This is a genomic window from Psychromonas sp. CNPT3, from assembly GCF_000153405.2.
Classification (GTDB): Bacteria; Pseudomonadota; Gammaproteobacteria; order Enterobacterales; family Psychromonadaceae; genus Psychromonas.
This window is the reverse complement of sequence record NC_020802.1, coordinates 2,107,810-2,127,379: the sequence shown is the minus strand read 5'-3', so window position 1 is coordinate 2,127,379 and position 19,570 is coordinate 2,107,810. Positions and strand designations below refer to the sequence as shown.

General features: G+C 37.0%; 13 protein-coding genes and 8 tRNA genes. 7 read left to right on the top strand and 14 right to left on the bottom strand.

The genetic code is table 11. From position 1 onward, the window contains the following. Positions 1-47 precede the first annotated feature (47 nt). Both prmB and aroC read left to right on the top strand, forming a co-directional pair. Positions 48-956 (top strand): 50S ribosomal protein L3 N(5)-glutamine methyltransferase, encoded by a 909-nt coding sequence (gene prmB, locus PCNPT3_RS09280; RefSeq protein ID WP_015465614.1) that lies wholly within the window; start codon positions 48-50, stop codon positions 954-956. A 62-nt stretch (positions 957-1,018) separates the two neighbouring features. Then, positions 1,019-2,107, top strand: a complete 1,089-nt coding sequence (gene aroC / locus PCNPT3_RS09275) for a chorismate synthase (RefSeq protein WP_015465613.1) — start codon at positions 1,019-1,021, stop codon at positions 2,105-2,107. A gap of 87 nt (positions 2,108-2,194) precedes the next feature. Here aroC and PCNPT3_RS09270 read toward each other — a convergent pair whose 3' ends face one another. After that, complete coding sequence (locus PCNPT3_RS09270; RefSeq protein WP_015465612.1) at positions 2,195-4,123, bottom strand: AsmA family protein; 1,929 nt, start codon at positions 4,121-4,123, stop codon at positions 2,195-2,197. Between the two features lie 269 nt (positions 4,124-4,392). On the opposite strand from PCNPT3_RS09270, the gene PCNPT3_RS09265 reads away from it, so the two are divergent. Further along, positions 4,393-5,436: an endonuclease/exonuclease/phosphatase family protein gene (locus tag PCNPT3_RS09265; RefSeq protein ID WP_015465611.1), complete on the top strand. Its 1,044-nt coding sequence runs from the start codon at positions 4,393-4,395 to the stop codon at positions 5,434-5,436. A 24-nt stretch (positions 5,437-5,460) separates the two neighbouring features. Here the strand turns inward: PCNPT3_RS09265 and PCNPT3_RS09260 are convergent, their stop codons facing one another. The 3 genes from PCNPT3_RS09260 to PCNPT3_RS09250 form a co-directional block, all read right to left on the bottom strand. Next, positions 5,461-6,030: a YceI family protein gene (locus tag PCNPT3_RS09260; protein WP_015465610.1), complete on the bottom strand. Its 570-nt coding sequence runs from the start codon at positions 6,028-6,030 to the stop codon at positions 5,461-5,463. A gap of 10 nt (positions 6,031-6,040) precedes the next feature. Further along, on the bottom strand, positions 6,041-6,568 hold the full coding sequence (locus PCNPT3_RS09255; protein WP_015465609.1) for a cytochrome b: 528 nt from the start codon (positions 6,566-6,568) through the stop codon (positions 6,041-6,043). Between the two features lie 79 nt (positions 6,569-6,647). Continuing rightward, positions 6,648-7,280, bottom strand: coding sequence for a glutathione S-transferase (locus PCNPT3_RS09250; RefSeq protein ID WP_015465608.1), 633 nt, complete (start codon positions 7,278-7,280; stop codon positions 6,648-6,650). 535 nt (positions 7,281-7,815) lie between these two features. Between PCNPT3_RS09250 and PCNPT3_RS09245 the strand changes: the two genes are divergently transcribed. Next, positions 7,816-9,348, top strand: coding sequence for a DUF1800 domain-containing protein (locus PCNPT3_RS09245; protein ID WP_015465607.1), 1,533 nt, complete (start codon positions 7,816-7,818; stop codon positions 9,346-9,348). A gap of 8 nt (positions 9,349-9,356) precedes the next feature. Further along, positions 9,357-10,715, top strand: coding sequence for a DUF1501 domain-containing protein (locus tag PCNPT3_RS09240; protein WP_015465606.1), 1,359 nt, complete (start codon positions 9,357-9,359; stop codon positions 10,713-10,715). A 264-nt stretch (positions 10,716-10,979) separates the two neighbouring features. Here the strand turns inward: PCNPT3_RS09240 and PCNPT3_RS09235 are convergent, their stop codons facing one another. From PCNPT3_RS09235 to PCNPT3_RS09190, 10 genes are all read right to left on the bottom strand, one after another. Continuing rightward, positions 10,980-11,861: a chemotaxis protein gene (locus PCNPT3_RS09235; protein ID WP_015465605.1), complete on the bottom strand. Its 882-nt coding sequence runs from the start codon at positions 11,859-11,861 to the stop codon at positions 10,980-10,982. Between the two features lie 298 nt (positions 11,862-12,159). Next, positions 12,160-12,951, bottom strand: a complete 792-nt coding sequence (locus PCNPT3_RS09230; protein WP_015465604.1) for a class I SAM-dependent methyltransferase — start codon at positions 12,949-12,951, stop codon at positions 12,160-12,162. A gap of 242 nt (positions 12,952-13,193) precedes the next feature. After that, positions 13,194-13,278: transfer RNA gene (locus PCNPT3_RS09225), tRNA-Leu, on the bottom strand. Between the two features lies 1 nt (position 13,279). Beyond that, a tRNA-Gln gene (locus tag PCNPT3_RS09220) sits at positions 13,280-13,354 on the bottom strand. Between the two features lie 293 nt (positions 13,355-13,647). Next, positions 13,648-13,724 (bottom strand) — tRNA-Met (locus PCNPT3_RS09215). Positions 13,725-13,783: 59 nt separating this feature from the next. After that, positions 13,784-13,868: transfer RNA gene (locus PCNPT3_RS09210), tRNA-Leu, on the bottom strand. A 1-nt stretch (position 13,869) separates the two neighbouring features. After that, positions 13,870-13,944, bottom strand: a tRNA-Gln gene (locus PCNPT3_RS09205). 128 nt (positions 13,945-14,072) lie between these two features. Next, positions 14,073-14,147: transfer RNA gene (locus tag PCNPT3_RS09200), tRNA-Gln, on the bottom strand. 96 nt (positions 14,148-14,243) lie between these two features. Beyond that, positions 14,244-14,328: transfer RNA gene (locus tag PCNPT3_RS09195), tRNA-Leu, on the bottom strand. Between the two features lie 10 nt (positions 14,329-14,338). Beyond that, positions 14,339-14,415 (bottom strand) — tRNA-Met (locus tag PCNPT3_RS09190). Positions 14,416-14,657: 242 nt separating this feature from the next. On the opposite strand from PCNPT3_RS09190, the gene sbcD reads away from it, so the two are divergent. Together sbcD and PCNPT3_RS09180 are read left to right on the top strand one after the other, a co-directional pair. After that, a complete protein-coding gene (gene sbcD / locus PCNPT3_RS09185) occupies positions 14,658-15,866 on the top strand; it encodes an exonuclease subunit SbcD (protein ID WP_015465603.1) in 1,209 nt (402 codons plus the stop codon). Continuing rightward, on the top strand, positions 15,863-19,564 hold the full coding sequence (locus PCNPT3_RS09180; RefSeq protein WP_015465602.1) for an AAA family ATPase: 3,702 nt from the start codon (positions 15,863-15,865) through the stop codon (positions 19,562-19,564). The genes sbcD and PCNPT3_RS09180 overlap by 4 nt, the downstream gene beginning before the upstream one ends. The last annotated feature ends 6 nt before the right edge of the window (positions 19,565-19,570 follow it).

Sequence of the window (19,570 nt, the reverse complement as noted above, 5' to 3'; positions counted from 1 at the left end):
TAACTCTCTATTTTTAAGTGCTTATTTTAACTCGATTGGAGAATAAATTGGAATCGATTTTTTGCGATGAAGCAGTTGATGAACTGCTTACTATTCAAGATATGTTACGTTGGACATGTACGCAATTTGAACAAGCAGAGCTTTTTTATGGGCATGGACAAGACAACGCACTCGATGATGCACGTAGTTTAATCTTTGCTACATTTAAATTACCACTATACAGCGATATAGAGTTTAATCATGCGCGCTTAACACGTAGAGAGCGTGAAAAATTGGTCGCATTAGTTATCAAACGTATTGAATTGCGTATTCCCGTTGCATATTTGACCAATAGTGCATGGTTCGCGGGCTTAGAATTTTATGTGGATGAACGCACCTTAGTGCCTCGCTCTCCGTTTGCTGAATTAATTGAAAATGGTTTTAAACCATGGCTAACAACATCTCCTGAGCGTATTTTAGATCTTTGTACTGGCAGCGCTTGTATTGCGATTGCTTGTGCTTATGCTTTCCCTGATGCGTACGTTGATGCAGTCGACATATCAGAAGATGCCTTAGATGTGGCTGAAATTAATATTCAAGGACACGGCGTAGAGCAACAAGTTATTCCTATGTTGTCGGATCTGTTTTCGGGTATTGAAAACGAAAAATATGATTTAATTGTTTCAAACCCTCCGTATGTTGATAATGAAGATATGCAAAACTTACCCGCTGAGTTTAAACATGAGCCAGAGTTAGGTTTAGCATCGGGGTTTGATGGCCTTGATCTTGTCCGTAAAATGCTGGCACAAGCAGCTGATATGCTCAATGATAATGGTTTGTTATTTGTCGAAGTAGGCAACTCACAAATTCATTTAGATGAAGCTTATGCTGATGTAGATTTTGAATGGATCCCATTAAAATCGGGTGGACACGGCGTCTTTGTGCTGACTAAAGCGCAATTAGAAAAGTTAAAATAACATCACGTTAATTTCCCTCTCACCATTGGTGCACTAGCTCAATCATATAATAGGGTAGAATTATGGCAGGAAGTAGTATTGGTCAACTCTTTAAAGTAAGTACCTTTGGTGAAAGTCATGGCGTTGCTTTAGGTTGTATCGTAGATGGTATCCCGCCGGGTTTAGAAATTTGTGAGGCGGATCTGCAACATGATTTAGATAGGCGTCGTCCAGGACAATCTCGTTATACCACGATGCGCCAAGAAAAAGATCAAGTGCAGATATTATCGGGCGTTTTTGAAGGTAAGACGACAGGGTGCAGTATTGGCCTGATGATTTTAAATACGGATCAACGCTCACAAGATTATTCAGCTATTGAAAATCTTTTTCGCCCCGGTCATGCAGATTATACTTATTATCAAAAATACGGTCATCGTGATCATCGAGGTGGAGGCCGCGCTTCTGCGCGCGAAACTGCGATGCGAGTGGCAGCTGGCGCAATTGCTAAAAAATATTTAAAGACCAAATTTGGCATTACAATTAATGGTTATTTAAGCCAATTAGGTGATATTAGCGCGCAAGTATTAGATTGGTCTGAAGTACATAACAATCCTTTCTTCTTTCCTGATCCGAGTAAAATTAGCGCCCTTGAAACCTATATGAAAGCGCTAATAAAAGAAGGTAACTCAGTGGGTGCGAAAGTCACTGTTGTTGCATCGAATGTTCCTGTTGGTTTAGGGGAGCCTGTTTTTGATAGATTAGATGCAGAGTTAGCACATTCACTCATGAGTATTAATGCGGTGAAAGGTGTAGAGTTTGGCGATGGCTTTAAAGTGGTTGAGCAAAAAGGCACCGAGCATCGCGATGAAATGACCCCGCAAGGGTTTTTATCAAATCATGCTGGTGGCATTTTAGGGGGTATATCTACTGGGCAAGATATTATTGCGTCAATCGCATTAAAACCGACATCAAGTTTAACTATCCCTGGGCGAACTATTACCAAAGAGGGCGAGGCGACAACGATGATAACTAAAGGTCGTCATGATCCTTGTGTCGGTATTCGCGCAGTGCCCATTGCTGAAGCGCAAATGGCAATCACATTGTTAGATCACCTGTTACGCCATCGCGCGCAAAACATGGACGTGCAGACCAATACGCCTCACCTAAAGTAAATGCACTCTATCTAAATATATTTCATATAAAAAAGGGCATTGAATGGTTTACATTCAATGCCCTTTTTATATGCGTTAGATTATATTTTATCTAAATAAACCTTTGAATATGCCATCTAAAAGTTGTTTCGATTTATCATCAAGACGACCTTTTAATTTTTTTTCTACCTTACGTTGTAAGCGTTTTTTCTCAGCATCTATTTTTGCTTTTGCCTGTGCTTTGAATGCGCCTTTTGTGTCTAAAGAGAACTTAGGATCGTTTAAAGAGCCTTGAATATGCAAGGGGATCACAACACCATTAAGATCAAATTGCTCGGTTTCTACGCCGCGTTTTGAAAGGGGTGCAAGGCTCAATTTATAATCTAAAGTATTGCTAATAATATTAATGATCCCCGTACCATCTAAACGTAAAACGGAGGATAACATTAATAATTTTTGATTATTAACCACGCCTTTATGCAAACTAAAGCTACCGGCAAGAGAGGCAAAGTCTGTCTTTTTCACATCGCTTTCTGTCGGCGGTTTCTTACCTTTTAATGTTGCTTTCAAACGGCGTATATCTTGATGAAGGTTAACCCCATAAAGTTCACCATCGAGTAAAGTAAAGCTACCTTGACCGCTTAATCCTTTTTTAATTTTGCTTTGGGTTAGGCCTTGGCCTTTACCTTTAAAGCTAAAGGCAGTGTGACCACTGAGAAACTTAATTTGAGCCGCATCAATGAGTAGGGGGCGTAATTGGACGTCTTTAAGCTGTGTATTCACGTAATAACGGTTTTTACCCTTAGCATCTGCAACACTTGCATTTAAGTTTAATTGTCCTCCATAGAGTTGTACATTAAGAGGGCTTAAGCTTGCTTTACCTTTTTTTATGATCAAGTTGTTGGTGATCGTACCAATTTTTATATTTTCATATAAAATACCGGCAATTTTCAAATCACCTTGTACATCTAAGCCTTGTAAGAAACTGAGATCAGGCTCGACTTCGGCTGTGTTTTTCTCTACCTTTTTTGTTACTTTACTGTCGTTTTTTATATTTTTGTCAGTTGTTGTACTATTTTTAGGAAGATAGGGGTTAAGATCCCATTGGTTCCCAACCAAGGAGTAGCGTACTTTGGTAATGTCTCCACTTTGCAATGAGATCTTGCCGTTTAAAGTGATATCATCCACAGCAAATTGAAATTGCTCTAAGGTTAATTTTTTGCTTTTTACCTGATAAACAACATTTGTTTTTAACGTACTGTTTACTGCGCCATTAGGAATGTCTTTACCACTAAATTGGCTTTCCAATACGAGGTTATTAAGATTAATTTGGGTGAGATCTGCGCTGACATTAATGACACTGGTGAGTTTGATATTAGCTTTAGTACCATTAACAAGGAGTTCACTAATAAGAACAAAATCACTGTCTTTAGAAAATTCAAATTGCCCTAAGTGCATTTTATTAATGATCACTTTATGGTAACTATTGGCTTTTAAATCTTGTATTTCTAGTACGGTATTGTTGATATTAATACCATCTAACACCAGTTGGCTTATATCAAAAAAGGCCTCTTTATTATCGTTGTTAGTGACGACTTCAGTGCTTTGTTTGGTGTTACTTTCAGGTTGCTCTTCAATACTGTTTTGAGGGCCTAAGTTATCAAGATTAGATTGTCCATATTTATTGGTAATAATATTTAACCTAAAACCTTCTAAGTTTAACTCTGCAATTTTTAATTGGCCTTTTAACAATGGCAATATTTTAATACCCAGACTTGCACTCTCTATTTTTAGAAAGTTTTCTCGATTAAATCCATCTAAGTTACGTACTTCAATCTCACCACTACTCAGACCGAGTTGTGGGAATAAAGTCCAGCTTAAATCACCGTTAATAAGTAATTCACGATTAAGACTCTGTTTTGCTTGGGTTTGGATCTGCTCTTTGTAATCATTGGGATTGACCAACATGACTAAAGCAAGCATCGCGAGAAGGATCAAGACGATGAATGAGATAAATATTTTAAGAAGCAATTTCATGTAATTTCCTTTGCTCTAAAGTAGAGGGTATTTTCTCAGTTTATAGCAAATGCAGTAAAAATGGGGGATTCTGTTATTTTCTTTACCGGATCTAGCCGGTTTTCAGTTAAATAAGTTATATTATGAGAAGAAAAGCGTATATTTTACGACTGATCAGTAAAGGGATCTCGTTATATGCCATGTTGTCTCAAAATACTTTATCAGGTACTGCTTGGAGATCGTATCAAGGCGTAAACCATAATAGTTATATTATTTATAGGTAGCATAATTTGTCTCATGATTTGTGTACAACACCAACAACGCCAATAAAAATATGCACTTTTAATCTTTTTAATTATGCACAGCCTCCTTATGCATATTATGATTTTGAGTCAATTTATAGTGACGTGCAATGGGCAAAAAAACAAGCTTGGATATGCGCTTATCTTGCTAGATTTAAACCTGATGTTATTGCTTTTCAAGAAGTTTTTAGCATTGACTCCTTACAGAAACTATTAAAAGAAGCGGGGTATGCATATTTTTCAGTCGTTGATGCGCCGACATTAAGCGACGGATTTATCTATCGAGATCCCGTACTTGCCATCGCTTCTCGTTACCCTATCAAAGAAACGTATGCGTTGGGTGTGGATCCAACGTTATTAGCTCCCTTAGGCTTGTCTGCTGATTTTTCATTTAGTCGTAAAGTATTACGCGCAAGTATCGAATTGCCACATATTGGGTTATGCGATTTTTATGTTGTGCATCTTAAATCGAAACGATCCCTCTTTGAGTATTACCCTGACGCAAAAGAGCGTATTGAAAAAACCATATTAGGACGCTTAAAAGCACAACTTTCGGGTGGGTGGGGATCGACAGTGCAACGTGGAAGCGAGGCGTTACTATTACATATGGCGATACTAGAGCGCCGAGAAAAGTTGGGTTTACCCGTTGTTTTATTAGGTGATTTTAATAATAATTTAGAAGATGGTGTATTAAGTCAGCTTCTAAAGCATGAATTACGTTTTGTAACAGGGGCGCAAGACAAGCAATATTTAGACAAATACTGTTTAAAAAATGCTTGGGATTTATATCAAAAAGCGGATCCAGAGCGAGAGTCTCAACCGTGTCCAGGTACACATTATTTTGCGCAGCAATGGGTGACCTTAGATCATATTTTACTCTCTTCGGAGTTTGATACGAGCGCTAGCCAGTGTTTTTTTAGCGTGAGTGCTCATCATACTCATGTACAACATTTAGTTTGCCCCATTTTTGAGTATGATCAACAAAGCAGTGATCATGGCGTCGTCATGATCACGTTAGCGCCTAGGCGTTAATCTAAATCTATCTTCCAATAATATTTACTGGCGTATACCTTCAATATTTAAGTCGATATCGACATAATTACTGTTACCAAGCACCTTAATATTAAAGTCTTTAAGATAGAGGCGCGTAGAGGCTGTAAAACCTGCGCGGTAACCACCCCAGGGATCTTTACCTTCGCCAATAAATTGTCCGTCCAAGCGAATTTCTTTAGTGACACCGTGCAGAGTAAAGTTGCCGGTAATGCTTAACATGCCATCTTTTTCCTTTTTAATATTGGTGCTTTCAAAAGTGGCTTGATTGAATTTTTTGACGTTGATAAAGTCGCTACTACGAATATGTTTATCGCGCTCTGCATGGTTACTGTTAATACTACTGGTGTCGATTTTTACCTTTATACTGGCATTTTCAATTTTATTCTTGTCATAATTAAAAGTGCCAGAAAAAGTATTAAAACGGCCGGTGATAAAGCTAAATCCTAAATGACTGATTTTAAAATTAATAGAGGCATGTGCACCTTTGCTATCTATTTTATATTCACTGGCAAATGAGGGGTTGATGAATAATAACAGTGTACAAAAAACGCTACTTAACAGTATTTTTTTCATTTTATATCCTTTATAACATTTTGGTAAGAGTATTATCTTTATCTAAAAAGTGATGTTTTAATGCAGCGAGACCATGCAATACGGCTAAAGAGATAAGGCTGTAAGCAATATACTGGTGCCAGACACCGGCAACATCAGCTTGACCTTTAAGCATAGAGCCCAAACTTGGTAATGCAAACCAGTTAAAAATTTCAATGCTACGTCCATCTGCGCTACTTATCATGTAGCCTGAAATAAACAGAGTAAAAAGTAACAAATAAAGAAGAAAATGCACTGTTTTAGCGCTATATATTTCCCATGTTTTACCTGAAATTTTGGGGGTTAACGAATACCGTTTATAAACTAGTCGTATTAACGTTAATGCAAAAAGGCATAAGCCAACGGATTTATGCCAATGTGGCGCGCGTGTATACCATGCACTGTAATAGCTAAGCTCAGTCATCCAATAACCTAAAAAAAATAAGGAAAAAATAATGAGAGCACTGCTCCAGTGTATTATTCTCATTATTAAATGATATTTTTTAATGCTAGCTACCATGCTTGCTATCTCTTTTAGGGTTGTTTTTATAAGCACAAGTGTATGTCATAAATTAAAACCTGCAGACACTAAGAAGCGCTTAAGGAAATAAAACCTCTTCGTTATTACTCAACCAGAGAGGATTTTTTTGCATTACGCTATTAAAAAGAGGATTGCTTATCAATGCATTTAACCAATCTTTAATGCGAGGATAAGGACTATTTTTAAAATAATCTTTATCAACACTTGCCCATTGCCGAATAAAAGGAAAGATAGCCATATCGGCTAATCTAGTATGATTGTCAAAAAGATGAGTATGCGCATTAAGTCGTTGTTCTAATTTATTTAAAAATAATTCACCTTGGTCTCTATAATGCTCACTTGGAAATTCAGGGAAACGTACGGCGTATTTATATTTATCTAGCCAATATTTAAAATCGATATCATTTTCATCAATCAAATTAAGCATGCCAACTAAATCACCTTCTAGCCATTTATTGGGATCGTGTTGTTCGAGTGCCCATATCATAATATCTAAACTTTCATCTAAAACCTCACCGCTTGCCGTTTGTAAAACGGGCACGCTACCTTTAGGTGATATGAGGAGCATTTCATTGGGTTTGTCTTTTAATACTATCTCTCGTAAATGCACCTGTTGCTGGCTGATGCTGATGGCAAGTCTTGCTCTCATGGCATAAGGGCATCGACGAAAAGAATAAAGGGTATGTGCCATACTGGCTCCTTAGCTCACAATAGGTAGGGGGTAATGTAACCTTTATCTGCATTTAAAGTATATTTTTATTTTCTCCATTTACATTAAGTTATATTCAGCTCTAATTCAAATCCCTTCGTATTTAAAGCGTAAAAAAACATTTGTATTTTTAACGTTACTGATTAAATCATATTTATTTGAGTCCCTATATAAGATTAAATCGTCGTCATGTTTTTTTTGTGGTTACTCTCGTTTTGTCTGTGTGTAATATTTTTGATATGTATTAGTCAATGTTTTATGCGATCCAATATATTGATATATCAAAATTTATAGTTAATAAAAACTTAAAAAAGGCTGTTTTAAAATCGACATCAATTTATTGAACATGTTTTTTGAAAGAGGCGAGAGAAGAAAGTCGTTATTAAAATGTGAAAAACTTAATATGAAAAATAACATTTTGTTCTACGCTATACCGTCTGTAACAGTAAATTACATATTTTGTATGGGTATCTAATTTAGCAATGGAAACACGACTACTTCATTATAAGAGGTAAAAATGACTAATATTGATATTTTTAGTAAGGATCGAAAACAATGTGCAAAATTTTTATATCGAGGTACATTTGGCCCTAAACAAGGTGATGTGAATCAATTACAAAATATTGGATTTAATGCTTGGTTTTCACAACAGTACTCTGCTGGAATTTCTTATCACCGCTATAAGGCTCAAGAATTTGCTGATTTATCTAACAGTAAAATCGATGGTAATACTCGCCTTGGAGCATGGTGGGAAAGAGCAATTCAAGCTCCGGACCAATTACGTCAACGTATGGCTTACGCACTGAGTCAAATATTTGTGGTTTCTAAGTATTCTGTGGGTATTTATGATGATGAACTTGCGTATTATTATGATATTTTACTAAAAAATTCTTTTGGTAATTACCGTGATTTATTAGAAGAGATCACGCTAAACCCTGTAATGGGGAGCTACTTGACCCTCGATGGAAGTGAAAAATACGATCCTAATAAAAATAGTAACCCTGATGAAAATTATGCGCGTGAAGTCATGCAATTATTCTCTATTGGTTTGTGGAAACTGGCAGGTAACGGAACGCCAGAATTAAATGAACACGGTAATTACATTCCATCTTATAGTCAAAATGATGTGGAAGAGCTCGCGAGAGCATTAACAGGATGGCAAAAAGTTGATGGTTATCAACCGATGAAAGCAAATGAAAAAGTGCATGATACAGGCAGTAAATTAATATTGGGGGAGCATTTTTCTGATGGCCAAAATGCATATGAAGACTTATCCCAAGCTCTTGATGTTATTTTTAAACATCCAAATACTCCCATTACATTTGCCACATTACTTATTAAGCGTTTTGTTACAAGTAATCCTAGAGGGAGTTATATATCTAAAGTTGCAAAGGTATTTAAAAACAATGGAAAAGGAGTCCGTGGCGATTTACAAGCTACTTTAAAAGCGGTACTTACTGAAGATGATGTTTTTAATGGTATTGCTGATAATGCAGGCAAAGGCAATAATAGCGATAAACATAATTTTGGTTTATTGAAAGAGCCTATTTTAGTGATAAGCAATCAAGTAAGAAGCCTGAATATGAAATCGGTTAGTCTTCGTTGGTGGAATTTTCAAGGTACCGAAGGGAATTTAGGCCAAGCGCCACTTAGATCAAAAAGTGTATTTAATTTTTACTCTCCTAGTGATGCCCCTCAAGGTGAAATTTCTGATCTATCTTTAACGGCACCCGAATTTTCTTTGTTAACGACAGATATAATACGCCGTCTGCACAATAGAATATGGAGCAATATTGTCGCCTCTCATTTAACCGAAGAAAACCAATGGAATTGGGACAAATCAGAGTTTATGACATTAATAAAAAAAGATATTTATGCCTATGTAGACTTGCTCAATGAACGTCTATATGCAGGCTTAATGTCATCTGAATTATATGATTATTTAATTGATATGTTAGTCACACAAATACCTTCTACTCAGTATGAACGTCGTTTCTTATGTACGATTTATGTTGCATGCACATCACCAGAGTTTTTCTGCCAGGAGTAAAATCAATAATGAAATTATCTCGTCGTCGTTTTTTAAAGAGTACTGGTTTATTAGGCGTTTCTAGTATGGCCTCATTTTCATCACAAAGTATTGCCGCATCACTATTGTCGTCAGATAAAAATAAAATAACAGGTCATAAAGCGCTTGTATGCGTTTTTTTATATGGCGGGAATGACTCATATAATATGCTAGTGCCTAGCGTGGAGACATCCGCTTATACGGACTATTTAGCTAGACGGCCTCATTTAGGATTAAAAGAAAATGAAATTTTACCGACAGGATTAAACTCTGAGAATAATATTAATATTGGTATACATCATGAAATGAAGTCTTTGCTACCTCTATTTGAAAAGGGCCATGCAACCGTTCTTATTAATTCAGGGCAATTACTGTCTCCAACATCAAAATCATTAATAGACCATTCGTTGGTAAAACTACCCGATTTATTAATGGCGCATAATTCACAACAAGAAATGTGGCAATCTGGGGCGACTAATTTAAATAGTAAGTATGGTTGGGTTGGTAAAATGTTTGATATTATTTCTGTAAAAAGTGATTTATCACCTCTTATTTCGATATCCAATGAAAAAAAATTATTACGCAGTAAACACTTACAGCAAACGATTGTAAGCTCCAAGGGGGCTGGTAATTATAGTGCACTTAATGATGAAGTACGACTAAATGGGTTGTTTTTTAATTTTTCAGAACGTCAATATGACAACCTTTATATGAGAAATTATGCGCATAAAATGATTGATAGTCTGGATGAAAATGAGCGAATGAAAAAAATATTAATTAAATATCCAAGTAATAGTCAATATTCTAATACAAAATTATCGAAGCAACTTAATATGGTAAGTCGATTAATAAAAGCACAAGGCGATCTTGGGCAGTCTCGACAGGTGTTTTTTGTTGGTATGAATGGTTTTGACACTCATAAAAATCAACAGAAAACACATGGATCATTATTAGCTGAATTAGCCGACGGCTTGGTTGAATTTAATCATGATATGGAAAGTTCAGGTCTTAATGAACAAGTTGTGAGTATCACAATGTCTGATTTTGGACGGCGTATACAAGCAAATGCATCAGGAACCGATCATGGTTGGGGTGGCCATCAAATTGTTGTTGGTGGGGATCTTCATGGTAATAAAGCCTATGGGAATTGGCCGGATTTAAAACCCAAGAGTGAAGATGATTATAATAACGGTCGTGTCATTCCTGGTATTGCAGCGGATCAAGTACATGCATCTTTGTGTCAGTGGTTAGGACTTTCTGACGCTGATATTTTATCTATATTTCCAAATCTTAGTCATTTTGATTTATTTAATATTCCATTTTTACAGCGAGATCATATAAAAGTTTGATAAATTAAGGATCAATGTCTCATTTTCTTCTCGCCTTAGTCAGATTAAGTTCAGGTCTCTGATTAAAGGGAGGGCTTTTATCGTTAAGCACTTTTTTTGGTCATTAAACCCTGTTCTCCGAAAGAGAAAGTGGGGAATCTGTCTCTTTTTGACAGTATTTCCAACTAATCGAGGTATAGAAAAAATTCTCATTGTTCTATATTGACTGACGTGTGGTGTTAGAGAAGTAAAGTGGGGCCATTTTACTTCTCTCTTTTGGGATTTTTATGCTTGTTTAGTGCCTTTAAGCATTGCATCTACTAGGGCTTGCGCTTCAAACTTGGTAAGTGCATCATTTGCGCCGACTTGACTTGCTCTGTCGATACTCATTTCACTCGATAGGGAAGTATGTAAAATAATATAAGCATGTGCTATTTCTTTGGCACTACGTACTTCAAAAGTGAGTTCATAGCCATCGAGTCCTGGCATTTCAATATCACTGACGAGAATATCAAAGGGCTCTTCAGCTTCGGCTGCCGCTTTCATTACTTCTAAAGCATCATCTCCATTTTTACAGACTTGAAAGGGCACATCGATGCGTGTTAATGCGTTTTCTAATTGATGGCGCGCCACGGCAGAGTCGTCGACTAATAGAATGCGAGAATGCTGTAGTAGTCCTTTTTCGATGGCGGTGATTTCAACGCGTGCTTCATCTTCACTTGGGTATATCTCTGATAATAATAACTCGATATCGAGTAACTGTATCATTGTATCCTCAAATTTAGTCACACCAGTAATATAGGTTTTATTTCCGAGACTATTTGGTGGTGGCTCAATTTCTTTCCAATTACAGGCAATAATGCGCTCTATTTTACGCACTAAAAAACCAACATGCTGACGACTACAATCTGTAATAATAATGGTGCAATCTTTATATTCATCACTTGGTATTGCGTGGTAACCCACAGAGGCTGCCATATCAATGATAGGCACTGTTTTACCGCGAATATGTGTCACACCAATAATATTATGGCTGGAGTTTGGTACTTTAGTTAGCGCTTGATAGGGAACAAGCTCTTGAATTTTTAATGTACCAATGGCAAAACTCTGTAATTGAGAAAGTTTAAATAACAATAATCCTTGGGATTGACTCGATGTAGACGGCATACTAATTTCCTTATTTAATACCTACATAAATATTATAAATTAAATTACATAGAAAAGGGTTTTTTTTATGTAATTGCTTAATATTTCTCTATTTTTTGTGTGTAAAATGAACTTTTAAGTCAGAGGTATGTTGCAGAACAAGGGGTTATGTGTTAGCTATTTGTTAATGGGCGACTGTTGCATTTTTTTGAGCTTGGTTGGTGAGTAAAGTTGTTCTTTGAGACATGGGCTATTTTCGTAAATAATGTAGCCAAGGGCAAAAAAAATTACTCTTAAATATAAAAAGATTAAAAACAGCCTAATTTTTATTTATCTCTTTTAGCCAAGCTTGCTCAAAATCTAGCATTTGTAAGTGTTTTTTTGACGCTTGGTGCACCTGTTTATCATTTTCGGTGCTAAAGGGACCCGCACGGCAAATAGCACAAAAATTCTCGCCATGATAAGGCAGTTTATGCAACTGTGAACTTAATGTGTGCTTCTTTTGTAGGCTCCACATATAAGTTTCACCTCTTGTATCACGAACATGTTTATCTCTATCTACATTACGAATTTTATAACCGGGAAATTTATTAATATCAAAAGCGATAGAGCCTAAATAATGAATATTAGTGTGCATGTGTAATGCGCTTTCAATATTCCACTGCCGGTAAGGTTTAACATCTTTAGAGGTAATAAAACACAATTGTTGACCCTTCTCATCTAAAAAGTATTTAAATGAGTTAAGTAAAAATTGACGTAAAAGGCGCCGATTTAAGACATTGATATTACTGTTTTTGGCGTGCGCTTTATATTCATCAAAATTTTGAAAGGCGGGGACTAACGGAAATTGAAAAATAACGACATCGAAACTGTGTTGTTTTAAATCTCCCCACGTTTTTTTATCGCAGACATTAAAATCAAATAAAGTTTGAATCTTCTCATTTTTTAAGTATTGATAAAAGGTGTCATTGTATTTTCGGGTCATGATCGAGAGAGGATCATAAACGCTTGCCGTTAATGCTCGAGGAGAGAAATGTTTTTGCAAAGAAGCCGAAAAGGAAAGATCGCCATCTCCAATAGTTAAAATCCGCCATTCTTTATCTAAAATCATAAATACGTCTCGTATTAAAGGTCTACTGGTCGTCACTAAACTCGGTGCGATTTATATTCTCTTGCATCATTATTGCATAAATGTTTTTATCTTCAATATTATGCAGACAAGCTAAGCCAATTTGGTTTGCTTATATTGCACCTGAAGCATAGGAGTATAGCAACTGTTATGCGCTGAGATATTTTATGACAGGCATAAAAAAACCAGCCTCAGCTGGTTAATTCTTCTTAGTAAACTAAGAATGGTGCGGAAAGAGAGACTTGAACTCTCACATCTTACGATACTAGAACCTAAATCTAGCGCGTCTACCAATTCCGCCACTTCCGCATGGCTGGGATAAGAGGATTTGAACCTCTGAATGCCGAGATCAAAACCCGGTGCCTTACCGCTTGGCGATATCCCAATAATATGTTTAAGAGTTATTTTCTCTGGTTATCATCATTTAATCTACCGAGATCCTATATTAAAATCTACAGTGCTGACTATTTGTTGATATCCAACAATATTTTTAAGAGTTATTTTCTCTGGTTATCATCATTTAATCTACCGAGATCCTATATTAAAATCTACAGTGCCGACTATTTGTTGATATCCAATAATATGTTTAAGAGTTATTTTCTCTAATGTTTTAAGAGTCATTGTCTCTGTAATTTTAAAGCGTTACGCGCTAAGTTTAAACTTCTTCAAGCTAAGTAATGGTGGCTACACCGAGATTTGAACTTGGGACCCCATCATTATGAGTGATGTGCTCTAACCAGCTGAGCTATGTAGCCATTTACTTAAACAAAAAAACCAGATTTAACGGGTTCTTTCTTCTTAGTTAAACTAAGAATGGTGCGGAAAGAGAGACTTGAACTCTCACATCTTACGATACTAGAACCTAAATCTAGCGCGTCTACCAATTCCGCCACTTCCGCATGGCTGGGATAAGAGGATTTGAACCTCTGAATGCCGAGATCAAAACCCGGTGCCTTACCGCTTGGCGATATCCCAATAATATGTTTAAGAGTTATTTTCTCTAATGTTTTTAAGAGTCATTGTCTCTGTAATTTTAAAGCGTTACGCGCTAAGTTTAAACTTCTTCAAGTATTACTCTTTTGCTAAAAGCAAAACAGTGAATTTGGCTGGGATAAGAGGATTTGAACCTCTGAATGCCGAGATCAAAACCCGGTGCCTTACCGCTTGGCGATATCCCAATAATATGTTTAAGAGTTATTATCTCTGCTTATCATCATATAATCAACTATTTAGATTATTTTCTGATATATCACCATTTTTATCTAAGATAAAAATGGTGCGGAAAGAGAGACTTGAACTCTCACATCTTACGATACTAGAACCTAAATCTAGCGCGTCTACCAATTCCGCCACTTCCGCATAAAGTAAATGGTGGCTACACCGAGATTTGAACTTGGGACCCCATCATTATGAGTGATGTGCTCTAACCAGCTGAGCTATGTAGCCATTTACTTAAAATCGAACCTAAAATTGTTTAACCAATCTCCGTTTCGATGGGGCGCATTATGCGGATTACAGTGATTGTCGTCAACTAGTTTCTCTTAAAATTCGTAAAAATTGTTTTATTTGCTTGTTTGCTAATCAACTTGATTTTATTTTAGGCAAACATTTCTTTAAAACAGTTTTCAGTAAGAGAAAAAGTTACACTTACTGTATAAAAAAACATAAATAGCAAAAAGAGAGCGATCGTGAAAATACTACACACTTCAGATTGGCATTTAGGTCAGTACTTTATGATGAAAAGCAGGCAAAGTGAGCACCTTAGCTTTTTAAATTGGCTCATAGAGACGGTTTCTAGTGAGGGAGTCGATGCAGTGATCGTAGCGGGAGATATTTTCGATAGTACATCACCGCCTTCTTATGCTCGAAAGTTGTACAGTGATTTTATAGTGAAATTACAACGTACGGGCTGTACTCAGTTAATTATCGTTTCGGGTAACCATGACAGTGTCGCCGTCTTAAACGAAAGTAAGAATTTATTACAATGTTTAAATGTTTCGGTGTTAGCAGGTCTTAGTGAGGATCTAAGCGATCATTTGATCGTCTTAAAAGATAAACAACAGCAAGATGCGATGCTTGTCTGCGCATTACCTTTCTTACGGGCCAGCGATCTGGTACATAGCGAATTTGGCCTTTCAGCAGATCAAAAACAAATGAATTTGCAGCGGGCAATACAATCAACCTATCAAAAGATATACCAATTAGCCAAAGATCATGATGGCTCATTACCCATTGTTGCAACTGGGCATTTAACGGCGCTCGGTTGCGCGGTTTCAGACTCCGTACGTGAAATTTATATTGGCACATTAAGCGCCTTTCCTGCCTCGTTGTTTCCAAAGTTTGATTATATTGCGCTAGGGCATTTGCACCGGCCTCAAAAGGTACAAAATAATGAGCATATACAATATTGTGGCTCACCCATTGCGCTTAGTTTTGATGAAAGTAAGCAGACTAAAAAAGTATTAATGGTGCAATTTGAATTGAACAAATCATTAGATGTACGCGCGTTAGATATTCCGTGTACACAAAAACTGCAAGTTATCAGTGGCGATTTAGAATCGATTAAGCAGCAGTTACAAACATTAAAAGAAGCAACACCTAAGGTGACGATCTGGCTGGAGATAAAATTAAAAGATAGGCTTTATTTATCGGATGTACAAACTCAGCTTAATGATTTAGTAGAAGGTAGCACCTTAGAAATTTTAAAAATAAGCGCGCCGATGATCAATGAAAATAAGCAGTGGCAGACGCAGCACATAGACACTTTAGAAACATTAACACCGCAAGAGCTTTTTGTGCATCGTCTCGATGCGCAAGATAATTTAGATGAGACTCAGAAATTAAAGTTAGAAGTACTTTTTGCGCAAGCATGTGCTGATCTTGAGACTAAATCATGAAAATATTATCACTAAGATTTGAAAATTTAAATTCGTTAAAAGGACACTGGAAAATAGACTTTCAAAGTGCCGCTTTTATTGAAAATGGTTTATTTGTTATAACAGGCCAAACCGGAGCCGGTAAAAGCACGATATTAGATGCGCTTTGTTTGGCGTTGTACCAACAAACGCCGCGTTTAGATAAATTAACACAAGCAAAAAATGAATTGATGACGCGCGGAGAGGGCAGTTGTCTGGCGGAGGTTGAATTTAGTGTTAAAGATAAAGCCTACCGCGTTTTTTGGGGGCAAAATCGAGCGCGTAAAAAAGGCTCTGGTAAATTACAAGCACCAACATGTGAGCTCGCAGAGCAATCAGGCAAGGTATTAGCCAGTAAAAGTAGTGATGTATTAAAGCAGGTGGTTGAGCTAACAGGATTAGATTTTTCTCGTTTTACCAAATCGATGTTATTAGCCCAAGGAGGTTTTGCGGCTTTTTTAAATGCAACGCCTAAAGATCGCGCTGAATTGTTAGAAGAGTTAACGGGAACAGAAATTTACGCTCAAATATCCAAGCATATTTTTGAACGTAATAAAGAAGTACAAGCTGAATTTACGTTGCTGGCACAACAATCGGAGTTAATAGACAGGTTAACTGGCCCAGAAAAAGTACAATTAGAAGAGGATATCGCACTTTTACACTCCCAAAAAGAGCAGTTGTTACTGCGCATTGAAGCCACAAATAATGCCGTATTGTGGAAACATGAAGAGGGCCGGTTGCAGGAAAAATTAGAGGATATTCTCACCCAATTAAAAACGGCAGAGCAAGCGCTACAATCATTTTCTGTGCAGGTATTAAAAATAGAAAACGCTCAGCAAGCATTACGCCTGCAACCTAGTTTTGTTAAATTAAAGACGCAGCGACAATTGTTTGATGATAATGAGCTACAAAGTGGCATACAAAAAGACAAAGTTGATGTGTTACAGGTTCAAGTAACGCAAAGCCAACAAGAGTTACAACGCTGGGTAAGTTTGTTAGCAAAAGCGAAACAAACACGGCATCAAAAAATGCAATGTTTAACCCAAGAGTTGATCCCGATGGATGCAAAACTGCAAACGATGACTCTCGATGTACAAGATAAAACGCGTTTAAATCAGCAAAGAGAAAGTGAGTATCAGCAAGCATTACAACTCATGCACCAAAAAGAAACGGCGCTTGAGGTGCAACAACAAGGATTGCAAAATATTAAAGTGCAATTAGACATGTTGCAAGATAGTTCGATTGAGCAACGCGACATGGGGACAATGGGACATTTGTTGACAACGTATGAGCAGCACCTCTTGCAGTTACAATGCGCCCAAAAAACACAGTCAGAAATACAAGAAGAGAAGGTGCAAGTAGAGGCAAACCAAAAGCAACAAAAAGCATTGCAGATTGCCTCTGAGCAGCAATATAAAACGGTATTAAAAAAATTAGACGAGATAGATCTTCAACAAGAAAATATATTAACCTCATTAGATTCGGGCTCTATGGCTTTGGCGCGAGAACAACTGAGCACTTTGCATCAGCAAAAAGATAACTTACAAAAATTACAACAGCTTACAATAAATGTAGATGTGCTGATGCAGGCAGAGTTAGATCGACGCCAAGAGATCCACACTCTCGAAGCGCAGTTACACGCAGATAACACGCAATTAGAGAGCTTAGAAGCCCAGGGGAAAACGCTTAATAGAGAGGCCTCCGATTTAAGCTTATTATTGCAGCAAGACAATGCATTACGCAGTTTACAGCAATTGCAATTAGAGCTAAAAGCACATCAACCTTGCCCTTTGTGTGGTGCGCTTGAACATCCTGCTATCGGATCTTTATTAGTGCCTTTAGATAGATCGGCCACAGAGCAACGTTTTAAACATAAAGATGAGGCGTTACAGACTAAACGCGGGGAGTATGATCAATTAAAAGGGCAGATACAAGGATCAAAAAATTACTTACAGGCGTTAATGGATCAACTGCAACAATTACAACAGAAAATACAAGAGGCGCAAAAAAACTGGCTGTTAAGTCCTTATGTAAATGCAGAAAATATAAGTTATCAAGTAACAACCAGTACTCTTTTAACAGAGAAACTCTCGATACAAACGGCGCAGATGCAACAATTGACAGCGCAAATAACGCGTTTACAAGAGATAGATGAACAGCGCCAACCGCTAATAAAAGAAAAAGAGCGCAATTTAGCAAAGGCGAATGAAGCGCAGGGGCGTTGGCAGGTAACATTCACACTACAACAAGGGTTGGATGAGAAAGTACATCAAGTTGCGTTACAACTTGATGTACTAAATCGAGAAATGGAAAACCTTAAAACCAATATTCAGAGCATAGTGACAGATAAAACGCAGTTAGATGCATTATTTAAAGCGCCGGTAATTTGGTGGGACAAGCAGCAAAAGATAGCGGGTCAAGTTGAAAATCTGTTAATAAAACAAAACAACAACACTCAAACGTTAAAAGATGCAGAGCATAGTGTGCAATTACAAAGTCAACAAACTGAGCAATATCATATTATAACGGTGTCGACACAGGTTGAATTAGAGAAATTTAAAGAGACGAAAAACCAATTGGAAAATACACGAGTGCAAGGCTTTGGCGTGCAGACGCATCAACAATTACAGCTTGAATATGAAAATCAATATGCACAAGTACAGGCTTCTTTTGATGTTTCCAGTGAGAATGTTACTCAGTTGAGCATTAAATTAGAGGGGACACAAGGTGCCTATACGCAATTGTTATCCACGCAACCGTTACTAAAAACGGCGCAAAAAGAGGCACAAAGCACACTTGAAAATAAACTGTTAAACAGTGTTTTTAGTACGATTGATGACTTTAAAGTTGCCTTGTTAGATGAAGAGGAACTTTCGCGTTTACAATCACAACATACACAACATAGCGATCAGTTATTAGCAAAGAATACGCAGAGGAAAAGTCTGGAGCATGAAATTCTAATGCACCAGGAAAAACAATTAATAGCGGACGACATGACGCAATTAATACATCAAAAAGAGACGTTTAATTCCCAAGAAACGCTAATAAATGAAACGTTAATTAGTAAGAAAACATTGCAAAGAACGGATGATATAAACACCGAGAAACAAGGTGAACTACAGATTAAACGACAATTAAGTCAAGAAAATGCATTAGAGTGGGAACTATTAAATAAACTGATAGGGCAGGCAGATGGGAGTAAATTTAGAGAGTTTGCGCAAGGTTTAACGCTCGATAATTTAGTTTATTTAGCCAATCAAGAGATGGCCAATTTGGATCCTCGTTATCAGTTAAAACGGAATAGTGACGAAAAATTAGCATTGCAAGTGATCGATTGTTGGCAAGCTAATAGTATCCGGGATGTGCGTACTCTCTCTGGTGGTGAAAGCTTTTTAGTCAGTTTAGGATTGGCGCTCGCATTGTCGAATTTAGTCAGTCATAAAACGCGAATAGAATCACTATTTTTAGATGAAGGCTTTGGCACGTTAGATGAAAATACACTTGATATTGCATTAAATGCATTGGAGCGTTTAAATTCTACGGGGAAACTTATCGGTATCATCTCTCATGTAAGCGCTTTAAAAGAGCGTATTAACCATCAAATACAAGTGCATAAAGGCACTGGCGCGGGCTACAGTAAGCTTGACTCTCAATATAAATTTATTCCTCGTGAAAGCTAAATCAAT